We start from the raw sequence: 23,141 nt of genomic DNA on the forward strand, positions 1-23,141 counted from the left end.
AGCTAAATTTCAGGATTTACGCTGACTCCAATAAACTGCCGCATAAATCACACCACAGATAAATACAATAAAAAATAAATTACCAAGCATGATATCCCCCATTTTCCATCAATAGTTCCAGTGGGCAAACGTGTTTACATGGGCATGTTGCCCAACGGTTTTATAAATTTTGATGCCATCCCAAGGTTTTTGCAAAATGCCGTCGTGAATGGCCCAACTGCGCCCACGTACCGTTTTTTCCATCCCCGGCTGGCGAAACGGCGTGGACCCATCCAGCCGCCTATAAAGCACTCCGCCGGGCTGAAACTCCCGATCAATCCACAACATCAACTGCTTTCCGGTCGTATAGTCAAAACCGTAACGTTCATAATGGATGGCATTGTTGTAGGAGAGAGGTTCGGCGACAATAATATCGATGCCAAGAGAGGCGACAAACTGCTCAAAGCGCTCAAAAAAAGGTTTAAACGTGTTCAACCCTGAACGAACCTGATTGGGGGTGAGACCAGCGGCCATAGCCCTGATCTCCTCGTCAATATTGCGTCGCAATGTTCCAAACATATTTTCCCGGCCGCTGCTGTCGTAATCGACATCAAACCGTGGAGCGTCGGGGTCATTAATCAGACAAAAGGAAAATTCCATTTGTCGAAAAGGGGTATCAGCCATTTCGACAAAAAACAGATCATCAGTATCTTCCGGTTGTCGCCGTACAGCAATACGCAACAACCCCAACCCTTTTGGGCAAATAAAACGGATCCTTTCGCGGCTATCCGGACTCAGATAACTGTTGCGATCAAAACCGTAACGCTCGAAGACAATTTCCGGAACCAGCGTGGCATAAATCCGCTCTTTTTCCTCCTTCGCCAACGCATTGATCTCTTTAAGGCTGAACAATGGCAGCCCGCTGGCGTCAAACAAATGGGTAACGGATGGAACAAACGGCATCAGACACCCCCTGCCCGCAGATGAAACAAAGGGAAAATCTGCCTTTCCAGATAAGAACAGGTTTTATCAAGATGTTGCTGGGCGCGAGAAAAATCATCGGGCGACGCCAAATGAGGCGGATCGCGCAGCAATAACGTCTCCTCGCCAAGGGACGTAACCGTGGGCAAAAAGTTCTCCGGCAAGGCATCTGCGACAGGGTGACCAATCATGGTTGCCCACAGCAATGTCCACGCCCGAGCGACATTGAGCCGATGATAACCACCACCGCCGACAGCCACCCAGGGAATGCCGGTTGCCAAAAACTGGCGGGCGGCATATTCCATAAATGACGTGGTCCCCTCCAGTCGTGTCAGCGGATCAGTGCGCATAAAATCAGCTCCCAACTGTGTCACCAGAATATCCGGGCGATAGGACTCAATCAACGGCAGGACAATACGGGAAAACGCCTGTTCAAAAATCAGATCATCGGAATGGGGAACCAGAGGAATATTAATGGAATAACCGTAACCGGCGCCCTCGCCCACCTCGTCGACAAAGCCTGAATACGGGTAAAAATCTTTACCGTTTTCATGGATTGAGATGGTCATCACCTGATCTGTGGTATAAAAAGCCTCCTGCACACCATCACCGTGATGCGCATCAAGATCGACATAAACCACCCGTTTGCCCTGCTCTAACAGCGCATTAATCGCCACCACTGAATCATTGATATAACTGAACCCGGAAGCACGTGCGGCATGAGCATGATGCCAACCACCGGCCATACTGAACGCTGCACGCGCTTTGAACTCACACACTTGGCGGGCAGCTTCCAGCGTGCCACCACACATTAAACGCGCCCAGTCATATAAGCCTTTAAAAACAGGATTTTCGACATCGCCAAGACCATAAAAGAAATTGGCATGAACATCGTCATCGGCACTGAACGATGCCAGTGTTTTCAGGTAATCGGGCCGATGAAACGTCTCTAAAGCCGCCTCATCGGCCTCGGGACATTCCACCTGAACCATTTGTGGCACGGTCAATAAACCACAATGATCCATCAGTTCATAGGTGAGCCGATAGCGGTCAACCTTAAAAGGATGAAAATCCCCATAGGAATACTGGCTAAAACGGCTGGAATAAATGAGTGCGAATTGTTCTGCCATCGTTCTCCGGATACGACAATCAACCTGAGGATAAAGAGACCGATCAGAATTCTGATCCAACGTCATGACTTGTGTTCAGTTGTACCGTGGGGCCGTTAGATCGTCAATAAAATTGGGGAATTGCTATTTGACGGTGCAACGGGTATAACAGGCTGTTAAATATTCCGAAAGCTTTTCATCAACACCGTTCTCTGAAATGGACACAGAACTATGCCCACAGTTACCCTGAGTGGAAAACAAAATCGATTTCTCCGCGGCCTAGGCCATCACCTTAATCCGGTGGTTCTGATCGGCAAGGACGCCGTAAGTCAGGGGGTCATTGACAGTGTTGAAGAGGTCCTCGACCAACATGAACTGATCAAAGTCAAGCTGCTTGAAGGCTGCCTGGTGGATCGCAAGAACGTTGCCGAGCAACTCAGCACAACAACAGACAGCTCCGTCGTCCAAATTCTCGGACGCACCATTTTGTTATTCCGACCAACACCGGAAGGCAAGATTGAGCTGCCGAAAAAATAACGGGAGTTGACTGTGCGTATCATCAGCGGCCAGGCCCGCGGCAAACAACTGGCCAGCGTTCAAGGCATAGAGATCCGACCGACCAGTGATCGTGTTCGCGAGGCGTTATTCAGCAGCCTGACCAGCCGTTTGGGTTCATTTGACGGCATGGAGGTCCTTGATCTGTTTGCCGGCACCGGAGCTTTAGGACTGGAAGCTTTGAGCCGAGGCGCAGCCCATGGCTGTTTTGTTGACTCAGGCCGTCAGGCGCAAAAACTCATCCACACCAACAGTGCGCATTGCGCGATGGCGCAACGCTGCCAGCTTATTGCGCTGCCGGTTGAACGTGCTCTGGACAAACTCCGAGGAAAATTTGACCTGATTTTTCTTGATCCACCCTACCGTAAAGGGCTTGTTGATACCACCATCACCAAAATCAGCCAACTGGATCTTTTAAAGCCGCACGGCCTGATCTGTGCTGAAGAAGACAAAGCAACAGAGGTACAACAGGTCCTGGGGCGCTATCAGCGCATTGACCTGAAAACCTATGGTTCCACCGCCCTGCACCTTTTTGCCCACACCTCGAACAAGGAGACGCCATGAACCGCACCGCAGTCTACCCGGGTTCGTTTGATCCAATCACCAACGGCCACTTGGACATCATACAACGCGGCTTGCATGCTTTTGACACGATCATTGTTGCCGTCGCCAAAAATTCCTCTAAAAAAGGGCTGTTTTCTGTTGAAGAACGGGTCGACATGATTCGCGATGTCGTCGGTGACAACCCTCGGATCATTGTCGACACGATTGACGGTTTATTGATTGACTATGTGATGCGCAAAGGAGCACGCGTTATCCTGCGTGGTTTGCGCGCGGTTTCCGACTTCGAATACGAATTCCAGCTGGCCCAGATGAATCATACGGTACAGAAGGAAGTGGAAACCATGTTCATGATGACCTCAGTGCGCTATGGCTATTTGAGCTCATCCATCGTCAAGGAGATGGCCTCTTTAAATGGCCCGATCAGTGAATTTGTGCCGGAGGCTGTCTTAAAGAAACTGGCAGAGAAGTTTCCTAAAGCTGAAGAATAGCGCAATGCCGGCCATTCCTGCCGAAGCACCAATTTTCAAATCTGCCACCAGAGCCCTCCCGTTCAGCAGCGCCGAACGCAGGGAACTGAAGCCGTGATGGTCGTCGGCAATCTGTTTGAGGGCCGTTGCAAACAGACCGAGTTTTTGCCGACATCGCGGCGGAAGTGACTAGAGAGAGGAAACCCGATAGGGTGCAATGACGGGAGTCGATTATGCGCCACTTTTGTCGATGCAAAAGTGGCCAGACCGTGCGAGCGCGGCAGCCCGCGTCACGTGGGCACCATGCAACGAGTACGGATGAAGTTCACCTGAGCGATGGGTTCACTATGATGAACCACAAATGCTTAAGGTCAAAGTCAAGGTCGCCGGGTCTCGCCGCTAAAGCTAAACAGCGTTCCAACACTGAACGGTTAGCCAAACCTAAAGAACCGCCAAGAAACAGTGGGTCTGCGGCACAACGCGCACACGTACCCCCTGCTCAGCAATCAGCGCCTGCCACTGCAGCAGAATGCGCCCATTGAGTGAGCACTGCCCTGCAACAGTGCACGGTTGGAGGAACACCTCTGAGTCAGGGGCATTGTCTCTGACCAACTGAGCGGCCTGAACCAATTCACTTTCAGATGTTCCCGGCCCCACCACCAACTTGACACAGCAGGAACGCTTCACAGCCACGCGCAGAAACTCACCATGCTGAGCCCAAGGTGTTGGCTCACCGGTCTGCGATTCAAGTTTGATATCCATGACGACCCATTCAACCTGATCTATCACCAATTGCAGGGCCTGCGGCAGCGTGCCGTTAGTTTCAAGTTGAATCGGAAACAGTGTGCTGAGTTGTGGTAACCATGCCTTAAGCGCTTCAGCATGAAGTAGCGGTTCACCACCGGTCAATGACAGCGAGTGATGAAGATGCGGCTGCTGGTGTTTCCACGTACTCAAATGGGCCAATAAGCGTGTGCTCTCCAGAGGATTCTCCCAGTACAGGAACTGTTCGCTTCCCGGTTGGGTCTCAATACGGGCGCATTTGCTCGGCTGAAAATCCGTATCACAATACGCACAATCCAGATTACACCCTGCCAGCCGCAGAAACACCTGACGGCAACCAACCAGAGGACCTTCGCCCTGAATGGACGAGAACAACTCAACAACAGGCAGATCAGTCACGGCTGTAACTGGCACAAGCGTTATCCGATTCCCAGACGTTCACACATTCCACTTGAACATTGTCTGTATTCAGTGTCTCTTCGAGAGCTTCAAACAGATAACGGCCAATGTTCTCTGAAGAGGGACTTGTCTCCTTGAACGGAGGTAAATCATTAAGATATTTGTGGTCCAACGTGGCAAGCAGCTCTTTGGTGCGTGCTTTAAGGATCTTGAAATCGATACCGAGTCCCGACTCATCCAGCTCTTTGGCACGAACCGTCACTTCAACTTTCCAGTTATGACCATGCAGATTTTCACAATCACCATCGTAATTGATCAGATTGTGGGCTGCGGCAAAGTGGGTACAAATCTTAAGATGATACATAAAATTCTCCAGCAATCCGTTTGAAATCAAAGGTTATACATTATAGTCCGACTCATCATCGGTCACAGGGGCCGGATCACCGGCAATGCGGTAATCTTCATCCACCCAACAGCCCAGATCCACCAGACGACACCGTTCAGAACAAAACGGTCGCCATGGATTATCTTCCCACGGGGTCTTTTTTTTACACTGAGGGCACGGTACGTCCACGTGGCACTCCTTTTTTGAAAATTCGCTTCGATTAAGTGGGGTTGAATACTATACAATCTCAAAACAAATGTAACCTTTTTTCAATTCACGGTCCAATTATGCCCCGCGAGCTCATAGGTTCATGTTACAATCCCGAAAATTTTTTCAGGAGAAATCGCTTCATGATCGACACAAACAGTTTTAACATTGATTCCCTTGAAAGCGAAATCGCCGTGGACCATCGCTGCGCGGCGCTGCTCAAGCAATTTCACGCCAATCTGCTCAATGAAGGCATCGAACCTCTGGATGCCGGACAACTGGCCCATGGTGCGGATTATTTCTTGCGCGAATTTATCATCGGCGCCTGCCGTGAAAACCTGTTTTCCATCTCCCCGGTGCGTATTCGTCAGTTTGCCGGACACTGGTATATCATCAAAACCCTGGAACCCAACCTCAAGGAGATAACCCAGGCCCTTCAAGGCGTGGCCATTTTTTATACCTATCTGCATCAACAGGGAAAAATCGACGACACGACACTTGAAAAGATCAAAACATACGCCACAGATATCGATTTTTACCGTCGCCGCATTGAATCGTTCTGGGACATTAACGGTGACACCGGCTATCCGCAATGGTGTCAAGACTGTCCTCTGCCCGAGTGCGCCAGTACAGCATAATCATCATGGAACAGAAACGCCTCTCAGCAGCTCGTCTGGCAATTATTACCGCCACATTTCTGGCCATTATTAAACTGGCCACCGGCATCATCACCGGTTCGATGGCTCTGTTGTCCTCTGCCGCAGATTCCCTTTTGGACATTCTCATGTCACTGGGCAATTTTTTTGCCCTAAAGCAGGCCCACAAACCGGCCGACGATACCCACCCCTATGGTCACGGCAAATACGAAACCGCTGCCACGTTTCTGCAAAGCGTCCTGGTCGGCATTTCGGGGGGATACATCCTCTACGAATCCATCCACCGCCTCAGACAAGGAGTGACACTGACCCACATCGATTATGGCATTGGTGTTCTGGCGCTGAGTGTTTTTGTCTCATGGATTTTGAGTCGCTACCTGAAACGGGTGGGAAAACAGACAGAATCTTCGGCATTGCAAGCTGATTCACTCCATTATGCAACCGACGTCTATAGCAACCTGGTCCTGCTAGTGGGATTGTTGGCTGTCAACACACTGGGCTGGCAGTGGCTGGATCCGGCATTGTCGGTGGGCGTTGGAGTCTATGTACTCAAAGCAGCGTACGGATTGTTTCGTCCGTGCCTGGATGAATTCCTCGATGCCGGGTTACCTGCGGAACAATTGGAAAAAATTTCACAGTGCATTGAGCAACACCGCAGTGATGTGACGGGCTATCATCACCTGCGGTCCCGCCGCAGCGGAACCAAGCGATTAATTGATTTCCATCTGACCTTCTGTCGTTTCAAAACCATTCAGGAGGCCCATGCCATTGCTGACAGTGTTGAGAAGGATATCCAGCAGCAGATCCCCAACGCTGATATCACGATTCACCTCGAGCCGACGGAATGCGAGCAGTGTCGCAACTGCACTGCTTGCAACACACCGTGTGAGGCCAAGCAACACCGGGCAGCACAGCCGGTGGAGTCCTCGTCTAACGACCCAGCATGATCCCCAGTTTCTCGGCGGCCTGAACCATTTCACCGTGCGCCGGCACCAGATTCAGTGAGCCAACAGCTTCAGCCAGGGTGGTTGATACGACGGAACGACCACGCAGCGCAACCATTTTCCCAAAATCCCCATCTGCAATCAGATCAACCGCTTTCACCCCAAAACGGGTGCCAAGAATGCGATCAAACGGCGAAGGCGTTCCACCACGCTGGAGATGCCCTAGAACGACGGTCCGCACTTCCATATCAAGACACTGGGTAATCTGTCCAGCCACCTGTTCGCCGATGCCACCAAGACGATCCACCCCACCGCGACGGTTGTTCGCAGATTCTTGAACCACTTGCTCACCGTCAAGGGCACTGGCACCTTCAGCAACGACCACGATGGAAAAACGTCCACCCCGTTCACGGCGTCGGCGGATCGCAGCACAGACTTTTTCGATGGAAAAGGGAATTTCAGGAAGAAGAATGACATCGGCACCACCGGAAATACCCGATTCCAGAGCAATCCAGCCGGCATCACGCCCCATCACTTCGACGACCATAACCCGGTGATGACTCTCAGCTGTGGTATGGAGACGATCAAGAGCTTCGGTGACAACTCCGACAGCAGTATTATAGCCAAAGGTCACATCCGTGGCTTTGAGATCATTATCAATGGTTTTGGGAATGCCGACCACGTTCATCCCTAGCTCGTACAACCGTTGAGCAATTTTCAGCGTACCATCGCCGCCAACGGCAATCAGAGCATCCGCACCGATACTGTTGAAATGCTCCACCACCTGGGATGAAACATCCATCCAGTGGACTTCACCATCCTCCATCACAGGATAATGCAAGGGGTTACCATGGTTACTGGTACCAAGAATGGTTCCACCCAATTGCAAAATACCTCGAACCGCTTTAAGATCCAGCTCACGCGTCTTGATTCCCGATAATAGTCCATCAAAGCCGTCTTCAATGCCGATCACCCGCCAACCGTGAGTCCCGACAGCACTGCGAACAACACCGCGGATAACCGCGTTCAACCCCGGACAATCGCCCCCTCCAGTCAACACTGCAATGGTTTTCATTCACCCTCCTGGTATAGATCACAAAGAGACAGGTGTCTCCCTGCCGATCAACGTTTCTTTATTTCAGGCTCTGTGGCAATGGCCAATTTAGCAAAACCGGCGCTCTGAGCAGCATCCATCAACTGCACCACTTTACCATGCTGAGCCTGTTTATCGGCCAGAAGGATAAACGTGGTTTCTGCCGCACGGTCACCATAGCCAGCCAAATGGGATCGGAGATCCTCCATAGAGACTAATCGATCTTCGAGATGAATCAACCCCGACTTTTCCAAATAGACGTTAACCTCTTCCGGCTGTTTATCGATTTTTTGACTGCCGGCTTGGGGTAAGTTGATATCAATTCCAGTGGAATCGACAAAGGTGGTGGAAATCATGAAGAAAATCAGCAGCAAAAAAACCACATCGACCATGGAGGTCAATTCAACACGAACTTCGTCCCGCTCTTTTCGTTTAAACGCCATGACGTGTCCTTGTCCGATGGGATTTATACATTTGCAGTATGTTGAAAATATCTCATTCGTGGGCTTTTTAACAGCCGATCAGGAGCGCTTGGAATCATGAGCTAAAAGGTCGACCAAGTCCAGGGCATGGATCTCCAACTGATGGGCAATATTATCGGACCGGCTGGTCAAATATTTGTGCAGGAGGATGGTCGGAATGGCAACAGACAAACCCGTCGCCGTGGTGATCAGAGCCTCGGAGATACCACCGCCAAGCGTTGCCGGGGTACCAACCCCCTGAACCGCCAATTGGGTAAACGCGCGGATCATACCGAGAACCGTGCCGAGCAATCCGAGTAATGGGGTGATCGTGGCGATGGTTCCCAATAAGCCAAGATAGCGGTCCAAGGTCACGCTATAGCGTTCTCCGACCTCTTCCACCAACGTCTTGATCTGATCCCGGCTGCGACCGGCAGCATTGAGGGCAACAACATAGATAGGTGCAAGAATTGTCCGCCGTTCACGACAGATTGCCAGAGCATCGGCAATGTGTTCATTGCGCACCAGAAGTTCGACCTCGTCTCTTAAGCGTGTGGATTGTTTGATCAGACCTCTGTACACCCAGATCCGTTCAAGAAAGATGGCTAAAGCCAGCACCGAGCAGAACAGGATCGGATACATCAGAGGACCACCTTTTTGGAAAATTTCCAGCATCTGGAGGTCCTTGTTGGTTAACAGTTAAGAGTGTTTTGGTTGCGATTCGTCTTTCGCCGCTGTCTCCGGTTGCGGCTCATCCACCGGACCCTGAGGCAATTCGATCACTTCCGGCGTTTCCTCCTCAGCGGATTTCTCGGCGGCAGGTTCGGCAGCGGGTTCCTCGTAAACAGCGTCACTCACCTCGTCGACAACCGAAGCTGCAGGCGTCTTATCAACCTCAGCTGGTACTTGTTCAACCACGGTTTCGGGCTCAGAAGCTACAGGTTTGGTCTCTTTCTCCTGCTTACGGGCTTTACGATCCTTTTTCTTCTCAGGCTTGCTTTGCTTCTCTTGTTCCACACTCTCTGGCTGCAACTGCTTGAGCTGGCGCTTGAGCTGGATAATTTTAATGGTGTTCGCAAACGAGGCAGCGATCATACCGAGTACAAACGTGGTCATGATCAGCAAAAAAAGATAGATCTCGGGCGATTGATAATCAAGGAAACTAATGACAACTTTTGTATCGTTGTCTTTACAAAAGATAAAAACCAGAGCCAAGCCCACCAGAGCCAAGAAAAGTTTGACAAACTTCATTGCACAATTCCCCCCCAAACTATATCGAATCTTAAAATGATCGCTTCAAATCACACTGTACGCGACATCAACCATTGACGAAGCACAATCCCCGTTGACGTTAGACGATTTCCTACAAAGCGTCAATATTGATAATTTCGGCTTCAAGGGTTTCGCCGACATGAAGCAGTGCAACGGAATGCCAGGGTTCACTGCGTCGATCCGCCGCACTGCCCGGATTGACCACAAGTATCCCCCCGACCCGGTGACAGATCGGATGATGACTGTGACCATAAATCAGACAATCAAGATGAGCCGGAGCAAAATGCTCCAGCATCCGTTGTTCAAGATCATCCTTCGGTCCCCAACCATGAACGACGCCAATGCGCCACGATTCAATAGTCAGAATACGCTGTAACGGAACACCTGGTTGACTACAGTCCATATTGCCCTGAACACTATAAAAAGGCAGTCCGTCAAACAACAGCCCCAACTCCGGATGTACAAGATCTCCGGCGTGAATGACGGCATCCACTGAGGAAAAACAACTTGTCAGCAAATGCTCCACCAAAGCGGTTGCCTCGGATAGCGTATTGAAATGCGTATCGGAAAGTACGGCTATCTTTTTCATGAGCGTAATTCAGGTGACAAAAAAAGGCGCCACAAGGGCGCCTTTTTTAAAGGGTTGGTTAGGCCAAGTCATTCTCAATACGGATAAACAGACTGGCTTCGCGGCAGATATCAAGCTGATCAATCTTCTCCAAGGCCGCACGCACATCACTTTCCACAGCATCATGGGTCATCAGCACAATGGGAACACACCCTCCCAGCTCCCGTTCAGGTTGGATCATTGAGGAGATGCTGATGTTATACTCACCAAGCGTTGCAGCAATTTTAGCCAACACACCGGGGCGATCTTCCACCATCACGCGAACATAATACGGGCTGGTGATATCCTCCATCGCTCGAACCGGCAAAGTCGTAATGTTTTTAGTCAGGTAGTTGAGTGCTGGCGGCAGGAAGCTGCTTTCACCCAACATCTGACGCGACAGACTCATGACATCACCGAGAACGGCACTCGCGGTAGCATCCATACCGGCCCCGCTGCCAACCTGAGTCACCGGGCCGACAAAATCACCGATCAAGCGCACGGCATTCAGCACACCGCGCACTTCGGCCAGTGAATACGTGTCCGGAATCATGGTTGGATGCACGCGTGCTTCAACCACACCATCCTCTTGTTTGCCAATCGCCAGCAATTTAATCTGGTAACCAAACTGACGTGCATACTGAATATCCAGGGCCGTAATACGGGTGATCCCTTCGGTGTAGATCGAATCGAAATCAACCCAGGTGCCGAAGCACATGGTCATGAGAATCGACAATTTATGGGCGGTATCAATCCCCTCAATATCGAAGGTCGGGTCTGCTTCGGCATAGCCCAGTTCCTGAGCATCCGCCAGAACATCAGAAAAATCTTCGCCATTTTCGGTCATGCGGGTGAGGATATAATTACAGGTCCCATTAAGAATGCCAAACACATCACTGAATTGGTTGGCACACAGGTTCTCCCGAATGGAGGAGAGGATCGGAATGCCACCACCTACAGCCGCTTCAAACAGCAGGCTGACATTGTTTTTTTCTGCTGCGAGCATCAGCTCCTGACCATACAGGGCCAGCAATGCTTTATTCGCCGTCACCACATGTTTACCGTTTTCCAGGGCTTTTAACACAAAGGTGCGCGCCGGCTCATAGCCGCCGATCAGCTCAATCACGACATCAATGTCCGGATTGGTCAGAACATGGTCGGCATCATCAGTTAGAACACCGGGCTCAAGAACGACACCACGATCAGTGGTAATATCGCGATCGGCAATAGCCGCCAAGGTCAGTTTGGTGCCCAAACGCTGTGAGATCACTTCAGCATTCTGTTGAATAACTTTTACAACACCGGTTCCAATGGTTCCAAACCCTAGCAATCCGACTTTTATTTCTTTCATGAATCTCCCCAATTACAAAATTAAGACCGTGCCCGTTTGGCAATACGATCGAGCACACCATTGAGAAACGCTGGCGTATCTTTGGTGCCATAGCGTTTAGCAATCTCAATCGCTTCATTGATGACAACGTTGGTCGGCGTTTTATCGACATATATCAGTTCGTAGCACGCCATGCGCATCAGTGACAAATCCAGGCGCGGCATACGATCCAGCGCCCAGTTCTTTGATGTGTCCAGCAACATGGCATCAATCTCTTCGAGGTGTTCGTAGACCCCCTTCACCAGTTGCTCTGAGAAAAAAATCACATCATCGGACAGCGGCGATTGCGGCTCTTCCGGTTCACCCAACACATCATTGCTGAAGCGAAAATTCCCCCAAAAATCACTGAGCACCTCATCCAGCGGCGCATCTTGATCATAGAGGCTATACAATATCTTCAGCGCATACTCACGCCCGTTACGTCGTGTTCCCTTGGCCATTTAATCAATACTTTTCAAAAGGTTGATCATTTCAATGGCGGTTACTGCCGCTTCAAAGCCTTTGTTACCGGCTTTTGTCCCAGCACGCTCAACCGCCTGCTCGATGGTGTCGGTGGTCAAAACGCCGAAGGCAATCGGAACACCGGTCGCCAGACTGACCGAAGCAACACCTTTGGTCACCTCATTGCTGACATAATCAAAGTGCGGGGTCGCGCCACGGATGACAGCACCCAGACAGATCACAGCATCGTACTTGCCGCAAGCCGCCATTTTTTGCGCGACAATGGGAATTTCAAACGCGCCCGGCACACGGGCAATGGTAATAGCTTCATCACTGCCGCCGTGACGAACAATGGCATCGATAGCGCCTTCGACAAGCCGTTCGCAAATAAAGCTGTTAAAACGAGCAACAACGATTGCGACTTTCTGGCCGCTGGCATCCAGTTGTCCTGCTAATTGATTTGCCATGATTACACTCCCAATTTAAGTCACTGGCCAACTCTGGTCAGCCGATTGGTTTATGAAGGTTGTTGCAAAAAAGCCATCTGGACCTTTTGACAACACACTCTATTTACAGGTTTTCCAGCAAATGGCCCATTTTCTCTTTTTTGGTCAGCAAATAACGCTGGTTAACGCGATTGGCCGGCATTTCAATCTTCACCCGCTCCACCACTTCGAGGCCATAGCCCTGAAGGCCGACAATTTTTTTCGGGTTGTTGGTCATCAGTTTGATCTTGCGGACCCCGAGGTCAGCAAGAATCTGAGCACCAATGCCATAATCGCGCAAATCCGCTTTAAAACCTAGGGCTTCATTGGCTTCGACAGTATCGTGGCCACAATCCTGTAGTGCGTAAGCTTTCAGCTTGTTGACCAGACCGATGCCACGGCCTTCCTGACGCATATACACCACCACGCCGCTGCCGGCCTCTTCAATCTGCGCCATGGCCGCTTGCAACTGCTGACCGCAGTCGCAACGCATCGAGCCAAACACATCGCCAGTAAGGCATTCGGAGTGAACCCGGACCAGAACCGGCGTATCCTCCTTGATTTCCCCTTTAATCAAGGCAACGTGCTGAGCATTATCAACATCATTTTCATAAACAATGGCCTGAAAATCACCGCCAAAGCAGGTGGGCAGAGCCGTTTCCGCCGCACGGCGCACCAGCAACTCTTTACGCATCCGATACTCGACCAGATCAGCGACAGTGACAATACGCAGGTCATGTTGCTCGGCAAACACTTTCAGTTGCGGCATACGCGCCATGGTGCCGTCGTCATTCATGATTTCGCAGATAACACCGGCCGGTTTTAATCCCGCCAGACGCGCCAGGTCCACAGAACCTTCCGTCTGACCGGTACGTACCAGCACACCACCTTTACGCGCCCGGAGAGGAAACACATGACCGGGACGGGCCAGATCGTGCGCCGTTGAATTTTCGTCAATGGCAACACGAATGGTCTGGGCACGATCCGCTGCGGAAATACCGGTGGAAACCCCTTTGCGGGCTTCAATGGATACCGTAAAAGCCGTGCCGAACGAGGAACTGTTTTCCGTCACCATCAAAGGCAGATCAAGATGATCAGCGCGCTCTTCGGTCAAAGACAGGCAGATCAAACCACGCCCTTCTTTGGCCATAAAGTTGATCGCTTCATCCGTCACCATTTCCGCCGCCATGGTCAAATCACCCTCATTTTCCCGATCTTCATCATCAACGAGGATAACCATTTTCCCTTGGCGAATATCTTCAAGCGCCGCTTCAATTTTTGCTATAGGCACAATGTGCTCCTTTCGCAGTATGACACATCCATGCGGTCCATGACCGCCTTACATGAACCCGTTACGGGCCAGATGCTCCAACGTCAGGGAACCATCCTGCGTTGCAGACCCCTGACCAAGAAGTTTCTCAACATATCGAGCGATGATATCCGTTTCGATGTTGACTCGTCCACCCACTTGTACATTTTTCAGCGTCGTTTTCTCCAGGCTGTGCGGAATAATTGCCACTGAGAAGGTCTCTTCCGTTACCTCATTAACCGTCAAACTGATGCCATCAATAGTAATCGATCCTTTTGCTACCACATAACGCAACGTGTGTGCGGCAAGGCGAAAGGTAAAACGGATGGCGTTACCATCCCGGCGTCGCTCAACCACAGTAGCCACATCATCAACATGGCCGCTGACCAGATGGCCTCCAAGTCGATCACTGAGCTGTAATGCACGTTCGAGATTCACCTGCGAACCGGGTGAAACAGCGCCAAGGTTAGTGCATTCAAGTGTTTCAGGAGAGACATCGGCAACAAAAACACCGCTGCCGTAGCGGATCACCGTCAGGCAAATGCCATTAACGGCAATGCTGTCGCCCAAAGCAATCTCGTCCATAGGAAGGGTCGTGGCCACCGTCAGCTGAACACTGGAAGCCCCATGGCGCAATTCTCTGACGGTGCCGATATCTTCAATTAATCCGGTGAACATGAACACACCTCCCCTTCCAACAAAACATCGTCGCCAAGACAGGTAACACGGAAATCACGCAACTGCAGAGCATCATCCAAATGATCAACGCCCTGGCCGGTAAACAGACCGAAGCCATCGTTGCCGCCAAGTAACTTCGGAGCCATATAGACCATCACCCGATCAATCAAACCCGCTGAAAATAAGCTCTGGTTCAAAACACTGCCACCTTCAACCAGGACCGATTGGATATCGCGCTGGCCGAGCATGTCAGCCAAGGCAGGCAAGTCAACCTGTCCGGCTGAGGTTGCGGCAACAGTCATCACCTCGACGCCCGCATGCACCTGCAACGCTTTGATCTTAGCAGGATCGGCCTGCGCCACAGTGACCACCCAGGTTGGCGATGCCGACTGATGGTTGATCAGGTGCGACGTTTCAGGCAATTGCAACCGCGAGTCAACAACAATACGGATAGGATCGTGACCGGGCGGGGTGAGTCGGGTTGTCAGACGCGGATTGTCGCGTAAGGCCGTGCCACTACCAACCATAATCGCATCCACCTGATCACGCAAGCGATGGACATGCTCACGACTGCGCGCGCTGGTGATCCATTGAGAGTGGCCGGTACGCGTCGCGGTCCGACCATCCAAGGTCAGAGCGGACTTGAGAATAAACAGAGGACGACCACTGATCATGTGTTTAATAAAAGGAGCAATGAGGCGGCGGCACTGTGTTTCGAGAACCCCCACTTCTACTTCAACACCGGCAGCACGCAGACGCTCGACACCCTGTCCACTGACTTGAGGGTTGGGATCGATCAGCCCGACAAAAACACGGCTGACACCGGCAGCAATCAAGGCCTCACAACAAGGAGGGGTACGACCATGATGGGAACAGGGCTCAAGGGTCACATAGGCATCGGCACCACGGGCTTGATCCGCGGCATCACGCAGGGCAAAGACTTCAGCATGCGGCTCACCGGCTTTGGGATGGAAGCCACGACCAACCACCTGACCATCACGGACAATGACGGCTCCAACAGGAGGATTGGGGGTCGTTCGCCCCAACGCCTTACGTGCGAGATCCAATGCAATTTGCATGAATTGTTCGTGAGTTTCAGCCTGAGTCTTCACAGATTACTTGAACTTTCAGGAGTCGCTATGGAGGTCATGCTGGTTGCCGAGAATATCCTTCAGCTCCTGCATGAATTCATTGATATCTTTAAACTGACGATACACCGAAGCGAAGCGAACGTAGGCGACTTCATCCAGATCGTGCAAGGCCTTCATCACCGCTTCACCAACACGGCTCGCTGGGATTTCCCGCTCAGGACACTCTTGAAACTCCATCTCCATCTGATCGACAATTTTTTCAATCGTCGCAATGGATACTGGCCGTTTTTCACATGCCCGCTGCATACCGGAGATAATTTTTAGGCGATCAAACGGTTCTCGTCGACCATCCTTTTTTACCACCAACGGCAAGATATCTTCAACCCGCTCGTAGGTAGTGAACCGTCGATTGCATTCAGCGCATTCACGCCGACGCCGGATACTGTTTCCTTCCTTTGCCAGGCGGGAATCAACAACACGCGTATCAATACAGGAACAAAATGGACATTTCATCTAGCCCTCGCAAGGTTGATCGGTCGATGAAACATGTTCAAGAACTTCTATGCCCGATTCCAAAAGCAGCTCCTCAGCCAGGTCATCGGGATAACCGTCGAGATAAACAATGCGACTCAACCCGGCATTGATAAGCATCTTGGCACAGATCACACACGGAGCATTGGTACAATAGAGCGTCCCACCACTAATGTTGACCCCGTGTTTAGCCGCCTGAATAATCGCATTCTGTTCAGCATGCAACCCGCGACACAACTCATGGCGCTGTCCGGAGGGTACCTGCATTTTTTCCCGCAGGCACCCGGTTTCCTGACAGTGGCGCACCCCGGACGGGGTGCCGTTATATCCGGTGGTAAGAACATTTTTATCTTTGACAATCACCGCACCAACCTGACGACGCAAACAGGTCGATCGGCTGGCCACAAGGCGGGCAATGTCCATAAAATAGTCTTCCCACGACGGACGAGTCATGATATCCAGCCTATTTCAGACGATGGGCATAAAGAGGAAACTGCTGACACAACTCCTTAACTTCACCGCGAATCGCAGTCAGAGCGTCTTCATTGTCAATGTTGGTCAAGGCGCGGTCGATCCAGTCAGCCACTTTACCCATTTCCGCTTCTTTAAGGCCACGCGTGGTGGTTGCCGGAGTCCCGATGCGGAAACCACTGGTGACAAACGGTGAACGGGTGTCAAACGGCACGGCATTCTTGTTCACCGTAATTCCGGCTTTTTCCAACGCTTCTTCAGCCATCTTACCGGTGGTTTCGGTCCCGCTGAGATCAACGAGAATCAAATGGTTATCGGTACCGCCGGAAACAAGATTATAACCACGCTCCAGCAAACCGGCTGCCAAAGCTTTAGCATTGAGGACAACCTGCTGAGCATAGGTTTTAAAATCGGCGTCCAACGCTTCTTTAAAGGCAACCGCTTTGGCGGCGATCACGTGCATCAGCGGCCCCCCCTGACTGCCGGGAAAGATATTGCTGTTCACCTTCTTGGCAAACTCATCACGACACAGAATCATGCCGCCACGTGGACCACGGAGAGTTTTATGCGTCGTTGTAGTAACAAATTCAGCATGGGGAACCGGGCTGGGGTGCTCACCGGCAGCGACGAGTCCGGCAATATGGGCCATATCGACCATCACCGGAGCGCCAACTTTATCCGCAATTTGACGGAAGGCTTCAAAATCAATGGTACGCGGATAAGCACTGGCACCAACAACAATCAGTTTCGGTTTGTGTTCCATCGCCAGAGATTCAACTTCATTGTAATCAATGGTACCGGTCTCTTTCTTAACACCGTAGGGCACAATATTGTACAGTTTACCGGAGAAGTTCACTGGAGAGCCGTGGGTCAGATGACCACCATGTGCCAGGTTCATGCCCAGAACGGTATCTCCCGGTTGACAGGCGGAAAAGTAGACTGCCATGTTGGCCTGGGAGCCGGAATGGGGCTGAACATTGGCATGATCGGCACCAAATAATTGCTTGGCGCGGTCAATGGCCAGTTGCTCGGCAACGTCGACAACTTCACAACCGCCATAATAACGCTTACCAGGGTAACCTTCGGCATACTTGTTGGTCATGATGGAGCCCTGGGCTTCCAGCACGCACTCACTGACAAAGTTTTCCGAAGCAATAAATTCGAGATTATATTCTTGACGCTCTGTTTCTTCCTGGATGGTCTGAGCGATTTCAGGATCAAATTGGGCGAGAGACTTCACATCAACCTCCGTGGTTCTTGATGACTTAAAGAAAAAGCCATGGGCAGGCCCGGCCTACCCATGACTTGACTGATTTGTTATGCGTCGGCGTCGCAGTGGCGTTCGAGCTGAATGATTTTATTCAGTCGGTTTTGGTGGCGGCCACCTTCATAGGCACCATCGTACCAGACAGAAACCATCCGACAAGCGAGCTCAGGGTCGAGAACACGACCACCAAGGACGAGGATATTGGCATTGTTGTGTTCACGGGCCATCTGCGCCGTAAATTCGTCATGGGCCAATGCAGCACGTACACCCGGGAATTTGTTGGCTGCGATCGACATGCCGATTCCGGTTCCGCAGACCAGAATCCCCTGATCAGCTTCCTGTTTGGAGATCGGCTCGGCGACGAGCGCGGCATAGTCAGGGTAATCAACAGAATCTTCGGCGTGAACACCAAGATCTTTCACATCGACGCCCTGCTGTTTGAGATAATCGACCAGAATCTGCTTGAGTTCCAGTCCTCCATGATCACTGGCAATCAGTAGCATGGTTGCTCCTTAGATTTTTTTAAACAGCAAGGTGGCGTTGGTTCCACCGAAGCCCAGAGAGTTGGACATGGCCACTTTCACATCTGCCTGACGCGCCGTGTTGGGCACATAGTCAAGATCACACTCTTCCGAGGGATTTTGCAGGTTGATCGTCGGCGGAACAATCCCGGTTTCCATGGCCTTCAGGCAGTAAACAGCTTCCAGTGCCCCAGCAGCACCAAGGCCATGACCTGTCATACTCTTGGTCGAGCTGACCATCACCGATTTCGCATGATCACCCAAAGCAGTCTTGATGGCCATGGTTTCAAACATGTCATTAAACGGAGTCGATGTACCATGAGCGTTAATGTAATCGATCTCTTCAGCATTCACACCAGCACCGTTCATAGCCATTTTCATACAGCGTGCAGCACCCTCGCCTTCTGGCGCTGGAGCCGTCAGGTGATGCGCATCAGACGTCAAGCCATATCCACACAGCTCACCATAAATTTTTGCACCGCGCTTTACCGCCGACTCATATTCCTCAAGAATAACGATACCGGCGCCTTCGGCCATGACAAAACCATCACGATCTTTGTCAAACGGGCGACTTGCCGCTTTCGGATCATCATTGCGTGTTGACAAGGCTTTCATGACACAGAAGCCGGAAACTCCCAGCGGAGTAATCGTCGATTCACTACCACCAGCGATCATAGCATCGGCATCACCACGTTTGATCATGTGATAGGCATCACCAATGGAATGAGTTCCCGTGGCGCACGCGCTGACCGAAGAAACATTAGGTCCCTTTGCACCAAAGCGGATAGAAATTTGTCCCGGAGCCAGATTGATGATCAGCATAGGAATAAAAAACGGTGAAACGCGTTTGTAACCGCTTTTATTCAGCACATCATGATATTTTTCAATTGCTGGAAGGCCACCAAGACCCGAGCCTACCAGTACACCGACACGCTCAGCATTCTCGTCGGTAATCTCCAGCCCGGAATCGCTCATCGCCATATCGGCTGCCGCCAAGGCATATTGAATGAAGAGGTCCATTTTCTTGACCTCTTTTTTATCGATGAAATCCGTGGGCTCAAAGTCTTTGACCTCACCGGCAATCTGGGCAGGAAGGTCCGACGCATCAAAACGTGTAATCAAATCAATTCCGGATTGCCCCTCGGTCAGTGCCGACCAGTTTTTATCCACTCCAGTGCCCAGTGAAGAAACTGCACCAACACCTGTCACAACTACTCTACGCATGATTACGTCCTTTACTCTGAATTTTAAAAGTTAACAGTCAGATCTTCGACAAGGACATGTGCCGAATCCGTTCGTGTAAAAGAATACGTTGAACTAAAATCCTGCGTCCTGAAAAAACAAAACACTCAGAACGATTTCACACGACAGAGACGGCTGTCGTCTGAAATCACGCTGAGACGCTGGAAAAACCGTTTAAATGGTAAAGGGAGGGCAGACACAATCTGCACCTCCCCTGAACCGCATCAACCAATCAGGAGTTATTGCTAACGTAAGAGATAGCGTCCTTAACGGTTTGAATTTTCTCTGCGTCTTCGTCAGAGATTTCAATATCGAATTCTTCTTCCAGAGCCATAACCAGCTCAACGGTGTCCAGAGAATCCGCACCGAGATCGTCCATAAAAGAAGCTTCGGGAGTCACTTGATCTTCTTCAACACCCAGTTGCTCAGCAACAATTTTTTGTACTCTTTCCTCGATTGAAGCCATGATTTTACCTCCATGATGTGTGGTAACAGCCTAAGCTGATGTGTTCAGTGCCAGACACGGAGACAATCCGATCCGGCCAATGTGATTACATATACATTCCGCCATTAACAGACAGCTCATGGCCGGTGATGTAACCGGCCTGTTCGGAAGCCAGAAAGGCCACCGCTGCTGCAACATCCTCCGGTGCACCAAAACGGCCCAAGGGGATCTGGGCAGCCATATCGGTCCGCACCTTCTCCGGCAACTCTGCTGTCATATCTGTTTCGATAAATCCCGGTGCTACGGCATTAACCGTAACATTGCGCCGCGCCAACTCACGGGCATTGGAACGGGTCAGTCCCATCAAACCACCCTTACTGGCACAATAGTTGGCCTGACCAATGTTACCCATCTGACCGACGACCGATGTCACGTTAATAATACGCCCGTAGCGCTGTTTGTTCATGACCTTAGCTGCAGCACGGGTGCACAAAAAAGCGCCTTTGAGATTAATGTTCATCACCGCATCCCAATCGTCTTCCTTCATACGCGCCAGCAGTGTATCACGAGTGATCCCGGCATTGTTGACCAGAATATCAATCTGACCAAACGCTTCCTGTGCCGCGTCGATCATAGCGGTCACATCGCCCTCAACGGCAACATCCGCCGCAACGCTGATGGCGTCACCGCCCTGATCTTTGATTTCCGCGACCAGTGCTTCCGTATCCTGCTGTTTGCGACTGACTGCGACAATACGTGCTCCCTGACGAGCCAGGTACTGGGCGATACAACGGCCAATTCCTCGTGAAGCGCCGGTGACAATGGCCACGCGATCTTTAAGCATGAATCTCTCCTTGCCGGGTCCGTTTACCTACAGCGCCTTAAGGGACGCCAAGTTTTCAACATTAGCCACAGGCATGCGGCGCTCAATACGCTTGATCAGACCACACAACACTTTGCCCGGACCAATCTCGATGAAACGCTCAACACCCTGCTCAACCATATAGCGTACAGATTCGTCCCAGCGCACCGGAGCACTCACTTGAGAGACCAGCAACGACTTGACACGCGCCATATCACTATTGGCCGAGGCTTCAACATTTGTGACCACTGGAATCGCCAGAGCCGACAGTGTTACCGCATCAAGAACACCAGCGAGTTGCTCACCAGCCGGTTTCATCAACGCGCAATGGAACGGTGCACTGACCGGCAGTGGCATGGCCTTTTTAGCGCCGTTCTCCTTGGCCAGTTCAATGGCCCGTTCAACAGCTGCCGTATGACCGGCGATAACAATCTGTCCAGGGCTGTTAAAATTCGCCGGCGACACAATCTGGTCACCCGCAGCTTCAGCACAGATTTTTTCCAGGGTTTCGCCATCGACACCCAAAACCGCAGCCATGGCACCTTCGCCGACAGGAACAGCCTGTTGCATAAATGTTCCACGTTGCCGCACAGTACAAACGGCATCGGCAAACGTCATGCCGCCCGATGCAACCAGAGCCGAATATTCGCCAAGTGAATGCCCAGCAACAAAATCAGCCTGCAGATCACTCTCCTGCTGCAACACACGTAACGCTGCAACACTCATGGTTAAAATCGCCGGCTGCGTATTAGCCGTCAATTTCAGATCCTCTTCCGGTCCTTCATAACACATTTTAGCCAGATCGAAACCCAGTGCGTCATTGGCTTCCTCAAACACCTCACGGGCAACGGAAAAGTTTTCACTCAATTCCTTACCCATTCCAGCGTGTTGAGCTCCCTGACCGGGAAAAATAAATGCTAGCATCATCTTAACCTTTATCCGTTTTACTTTATGGGCAGTAAACTACCAGCGCACCAATGCCGCGCCCCAAGTAAAGCCGCCACCAAAAGCATCAAAAAGCAGAACATCACCTTCGTTAAGCTGTCCGTTGCGATTCGCCTCATCAAGAGCCAGAGGAATGGATGCTCCGGAGGTGTTGCCACACATATCAACGTTCACATACATCTGGTCATCGTTGAGCTTCAGGCGCTTTTTCACCGCATCAAGAATGCGACGGTTGGCTTGATGGGGAAACAGCAGATCAACATCTTTAGCCGTCATCTGGTTCGCATCAAGAGCTTCAATCGCAACATCATAAAGTGAGCGGACAGCGACCTTGAAGACTTCATTCCCTGCCATGCGAAGGAACGGCAGACGCTGTTCAATACCGGAAACGCTGGCTGGATGACGGGCACCAAAACCAGGCTGATAAAGCAGTTCCCAATAGGAGCCGTCAGAATGCAGATGGGTCGACAGAACGCCCTGCTCCCCTTCCTGAGCCTCAAGAACAACGGCACCAGCACCATCACCAAAAAGGATACAGGTATTGCGGTCTTCCCAATCAATAATACGACTGAGAACTTCGGCACCGATCACCAGGGCTTTTTTGGAATGGCCGCTTTCAAGATACTGTGTTGCGGATGCCAAAGCGTAGACAAAACCGCTGCAGGCGGCTGAAACATCCCAGGCCGCAGCATTAACGGCACCGAGCTTATCCTGAACCAGACATGCGGTTGAAGGCCAGGGATAATCGCCGGTAATCGTGCCGACAATAACCAGATCAATCTCTTCGGGTTTTGTTTCTGCCATCTCCAACGCTTTACGCGCGGCATTCACAGCCAGATCCGAAGTCATTTCATGATCTGCAGCAATTCGTCGCTCTTTGATACCAGTGCGAGCCGTGATCCATTCGTTATTGGTATCAACCATCTTTTCGAGATCAAAGTTGGTCAAAACCTTTTCAGGCCGATAGGAGCCTGTTCCGATAATACGTGCTTTTTTCACTG

30 protein-coding genes are annotated in these 23,141 nt (G+C 51.1%); 5 read left to right on the forward strand and 25 right to left on the reverse strand.

Translation table 11 applies throughout. The annotated features are described in order from the left end of the window. Window positions 1-108 precede the first annotated feature (108 nt). Both DACE_RS06850 and DACE_RS06855 read right to left on the reverse strand, forming a co-directional pair. Window positions 109-942, reverse strand: coding sequence for a hypothetical protein (locus tag DACE_RS06850; RefSeq protein WP_005999660.1), 834 nt, complete (start codon window positions 940-942; stop codon window positions 109-111). Continuing rightward, on the reverse strand, window positions 942-2,090 hold the full coding sequence (locus DACE_RS06855) for an acetoin utilization protein AcuC (RefSeq protein ID WP_005999662.1): 1,149 nt from the start codon (window positions 2,088-2,090) through the stop codon (window positions 942-944). The genes DACE_RS06850 and DACE_RS06855 overlap by 1 nt, the downstream gene beginning before the upstream one ends. Window positions 2,091-2,300: 210 nt before the next feature. Here DACE_RS06855 and yhbY point away from each other — a divergent pair, with 210 nt between their 5' ends. From yhbY to coaD, 3 genes are read left to right on the forward strand one after another with little or no spacing between them, the layout of a single operon-like run. Continuing rightward, window positions 2,301-2,606: a ribosome assembly RNA-binding protein YhbY gene (yhbY, locus tag DACE_RS06860; RefSeq protein ID WP_005999663.1), complete on the forward strand. Its 306-nt coding sequence runs from the start codon at window positions 2,301-2,303 to the stop codon at window positions 2,604-2,606. 12 nt (window positions 2,607-2,618) lie between these two features. Then, the gene (rsmD, locus tag DACE_RS06865; RefSeq protein ID WP_005999665.1) at window positions 2,619-3,188 is read left to right on the forward strand and encodes a 16S rRNA (guanine(966)-N(2))-methyltransferase RsmD; all 570 of its coding nucleotides are present in this window, start codon (window positions 2,619-2,621) and stop codon (window positions 3,186-3,188) included. After that, window positions 3,185-3,676: a pantetheine-phosphate adenylyltransferase gene (coaD, locus tag DACE_RS06870; protein WP_005999667.1), complete on the forward strand. Its 492-nt coding sequence runs from the start codon at window positions 3,185-3,187 to the stop codon at window positions 3,674-3,676. The genes rsmD and coaD overlap by 4 nt, the downstream gene beginning before the upstream one ends. Window positions 3,677-4,096: 420 nt before the next feature. Here coaD and DACE_RS06875 read toward each other — a convergent pair whose 3' ends face one another. From DACE_RS06875 to DACE_RS06885, 3 genes are read right to left on the reverse strand one after another with little or no spacing between them, the layout of a single operon-like run. Continuing rightward, a complete protein-coding gene (locus tag DACE_RS06875; RefSeq protein ID WP_005999669.1) occupies window positions 4,097-4,852 on the reverse strand; it encodes a 7-carboxy-7-deazaguanine synthase QueE in 756 nt (251 codons plus the stop codon). Further along, window positions 4,830-5,201: a 6-carboxytetrahydropterin synthase QueD gene (queD, locus tag DACE_RS06880; protein ID WP_005999671.1), complete on the reverse strand. Its 372-nt coding sequence runs from the start codon at window positions 5,199-5,201 to the stop codon at window positions 4,830-4,832. The genes DACE_RS06875 and queD overlap by 23 nt, the downstream gene beginning before the upstream one ends. 33 nt (window positions 5,202-5,234) lie before the next feature. After that, entirely contained in the window at window positions 5,235-5,411 is a 177-nt protein-coding gene (locus DACE_RS06885) for a DNA gyrase inhibitor YacG (RefSeq protein ID WP_005999673.1), read from the reverse strand. Window positions 5,412-5,572: 161 nt separating this feature from the next. Here DACE_RS06885 and DACE_RS06890 point away from each other — a divergent pair, with 161 nt between their 5' ends. Beyond that, window positions 5,573-6,067 (forward strand): hypothetical protein, encoded by a 495-nt coding sequence (locus tag DACE_RS06890; protein ID WP_005999675.1) that lies wholly within the window; start codon window positions 5,573-5,575, stop codon window positions 6,065-6,067. Window positions 6,068-6,072: 5 nt separating this feature from the next. Beyond that, complete coding sequence (locus tag DACE_RS06895; RefSeq protein WP_162013592.1) at window positions 6,073-7,032, forward strand: cation diffusion facilitator family transporter; 960 nt, start codon at window positions 6,073-6,075, stop codon at window positions 7,030-7,032. Here the strand turns inward: DACE_RS06895 and DACE_RS06900 are convergent. The 20 genes from DACE_RS06900 to DACE_RS06995 form a co-directional block, all read right to left on the reverse strand. Next, a complete protein-coding gene (locus tag DACE_RS06900; RefSeq protein WP_005999680.1) occupies window positions 7,016-8,104 on the reverse strand; it encodes a 6-phosphofructokinase in 1,089 nt (362 codons plus the stop codon). The genes DACE_RS06895 and DACE_RS06900 overlap by 17 nt on opposite strands. A 47-nt stretch (window positions 8,105-8,151) precedes the next feature. Then, window positions 8,152-8,565, reverse strand: coding sequence for an ExbD/TolR family protein (locus DACE_RS06905; RefSeq protein WP_005999682.1), 414 nt, complete (start codon window positions 8,563-8,565; stop codon window positions 8,152-8,154). Between the two features lie 78 nt (window positions 8,566-8,643). Then, complete coding sequence (locus DACE_RS06910) at window positions 8,644-9,258, reverse strand: MotA/TolQ/ExbB proton channel family protein (protein WP_005999684.1); 615 nt, start codon at window positions 9,256-9,258, stop codon at window positions 8,644-8,646. Window positions 9,259-9,282: 24 nt separating this feature from the next. Next, window positions 9,283-9,834, reverse strand: coding sequence for a LapA family protein (locus tag DACE_RS06915; protein ID WP_005999686.1), 552 nt, complete (start codon window positions 9,832-9,834; stop codon window positions 9,283-9,285). Between the two features lie 112 nt (window positions 9,835-9,946). After that, on the reverse strand, window positions 9,947-10,444 hold the full coding sequence (locus DACE_RS06920) for a metallophosphoesterase family protein (RefSeq protein ID WP_005999688.1): 498 nt from the start codon (window positions 10,442-10,444) through the stop codon (window positions 9,947-9,949). A 58-nt stretch (window positions 10,445-10,502) separates the two neighbouring features. Continuing rightward, the gene (locus DACE_RS06925; protein WP_005999690.1) at window positions 10,503-11,813 is read right to left on the reverse strand and encodes a homoserine dehydrogenase; all 1,311 of its coding nucleotides are present in this window, start codon (window positions 11,811-11,813) and stop codon (window positions 10,503-10,505) included. A gap of 20 nt (window positions 11,814-11,833) precedes the next feature. After that, complete coding sequence (nusB, locus tag DACE_RS06930) at window positions 11,834-12,292, reverse strand: transcription antitermination factor NusB (protein ID WP_005999692.1); 459 nt, start codon at window positions 12,290-12,292, stop codon at window positions 11,834-11,836. Then, window positions 12,293-12,760: a 6,7-dimethyl-8-ribityllumazine synthase gene (ribH, locus tag DACE_RS06935; RefSeq protein WP_005999695.1), complete on the reverse strand. Its 468-nt coding sequence runs from the start codon at window positions 12,758-12,760 to the stop codon at window positions 12,293-12,295. Window positions 12,761-12,863: 103 nt separating this feature from the next. After that, complete coding sequence (locus DACE_RS06940) at window positions 12,864-14,069, reverse strand: bifunctional 3,4-dihydroxy-2-butanone-4-phosphate synthase/GTP cyclohydrolase II (protein ID WP_005999696.1); 1,206 nt, start codon at window positions 14,067-14,069, stop codon at window positions 12,864-12,866. Between the two features lie 48 nt (window positions 14,070-14,117). Further along, window positions 14,118-14,765, reverse strand: a complete 648-nt coding sequence (locus DACE_RS06945) for a riboflavin synthase (RefSeq protein WP_005999698.1) — start codon at window positions 14,763-14,765, stop codon at window positions 14,118-14,120. Then, on the reverse strand, window positions 14,750-15,877 hold the full coding sequence (gene ribD, locus DACE_RS06950) for a bifunctional diaminohydroxyphosphoribosylaminopyrimidine deaminase/5-amino-6-(5-phosphoribosylamino)uracil reductase RibD (protein WP_272940863.1): 1,128 nt from the start codon (window positions 15,875-15,877) through the stop codon (window positions 14,750-14,752). Before ribD ends, DACE_RS06945 begins: the two co-directional genes overlap by 16 nt. 15 nt (window positions 15,878-15,892) lie before the next feature. After that, on the reverse strand, window positions 15,893-16,369 hold the full coding sequence (nrdR, locus tag DACE_RS06955; RefSeq protein WP_005999702.1) for a transcriptional regulator NrdR: 477 nt from the start codon (window positions 16,367-16,369) through the stop codon (window positions 15,893-15,895). Further along, on the reverse strand, window positions 16,370-16,840 hold the full coding sequence (locus DACE_RS06960; RefSeq protein ID WP_040366471.1) for a deoxycytidylate deaminase: 471 nt from the start codon (window positions 16,838-16,840) through the stop codon (window positions 16,370-16,372). A gap of 10 nt (window positions 16,841-16,850) precedes the next feature. Further along, the gene (gene glyA / locus DACE_RS06965) at window positions 16,851-18,098 is read right to left on the reverse strand and encodes a serine hydroxymethyltransferase (protein WP_005999706.1); all 1,248 of its coding nucleotides are present in this window, start codon (window positions 18,096-18,098) and stop codon (window positions 16,851-16,853) included. A gap of 77 nt (window positions 18,099-18,175) precedes the next feature. Further along, window positions 18,176-18,628: a ribose 5-phosphate isomerase B gene (rpiB, locus tag DACE_RS06970; RefSeq protein ID WP_005999707.1), complete on the reverse strand. Its 453-nt coding sequence runs from the start codon at window positions 18,626-18,628 to the stop codon at window positions 18,176-18,178. A gap of 9 nt (window positions 18,629-18,637) precedes the next feature. Beyond that, the gene (gene fabF, locus DACE_RS06975; RefSeq protein WP_005999709.1) at window positions 18,638-19,870 is read right to left on the reverse strand and encodes a beta-ketoacyl-ACP synthase II; all 1,233 of its coding nucleotides are present in this window, start codon (window positions 19,868-19,870) and stop codon (window positions 18,638-18,640) included. A gap of 250 nt (window positions 19,871-20,120) precedes the next feature. Continuing rightward, window positions 20,121-20,354 carry an acyl carrier protein gene (gene acpP, locus DACE_RS06980; protein ID WP_005999711.1) on the reverse strand — a complete coding sequence of 78 codons (234 nt, stop codon included), beginning with the start codon at window positions 20,352-20,354 and terminating at the stop codon, window positions 20,121-20,123. Between the two features lie 85 nt (window positions 20,355-20,439). Next, on the reverse strand, window positions 20,440-21,177 hold the full coding sequence (fabG, locus tag DACE_RS06985) for a 3-oxoacyl-[acyl-carrier-protein] reductase (RefSeq protein WP_005999713.1): 738 nt from the start codon (window positions 21,175-21,177) through the stop codon (window positions 20,440-20,442). Between the two features lie 27 nt (window positions 21,178-21,204). Next, entirely contained in the window at window positions 21,205-22,122 is a 918-nt protein-coding gene (gene fabD / locus DACE_RS06990) for an ACP S-malonyltransferase (RefSeq protein ID WP_005999715.1), read from the reverse strand. Window positions 22,123-22,158: 36 nt separating this feature from the next. Next, complete coding sequence (locus DACE_RS06995; protein WP_005999718.1) at window positions 22,159-23,139, reverse strand: beta-ketoacyl-ACP synthase III; 981 nt, start codon at window positions 23,137-23,139, stop codon at window positions 22,159-22,161. Window positions 23,140-23,141: the final 2 nt, after the last annotated feature.

The organism is Desulfuromonas acetoxidans DSM 684 (genome assembly GCF_000167355.1).
GTDB classification, from domain to species: Bacteria; Desulfobacterota; Desulfuromonadia; order Desulfuromonadales; family Desulfuromonadaceae; genus Desulfuromonas; species Desulfuromonas acetoxidans.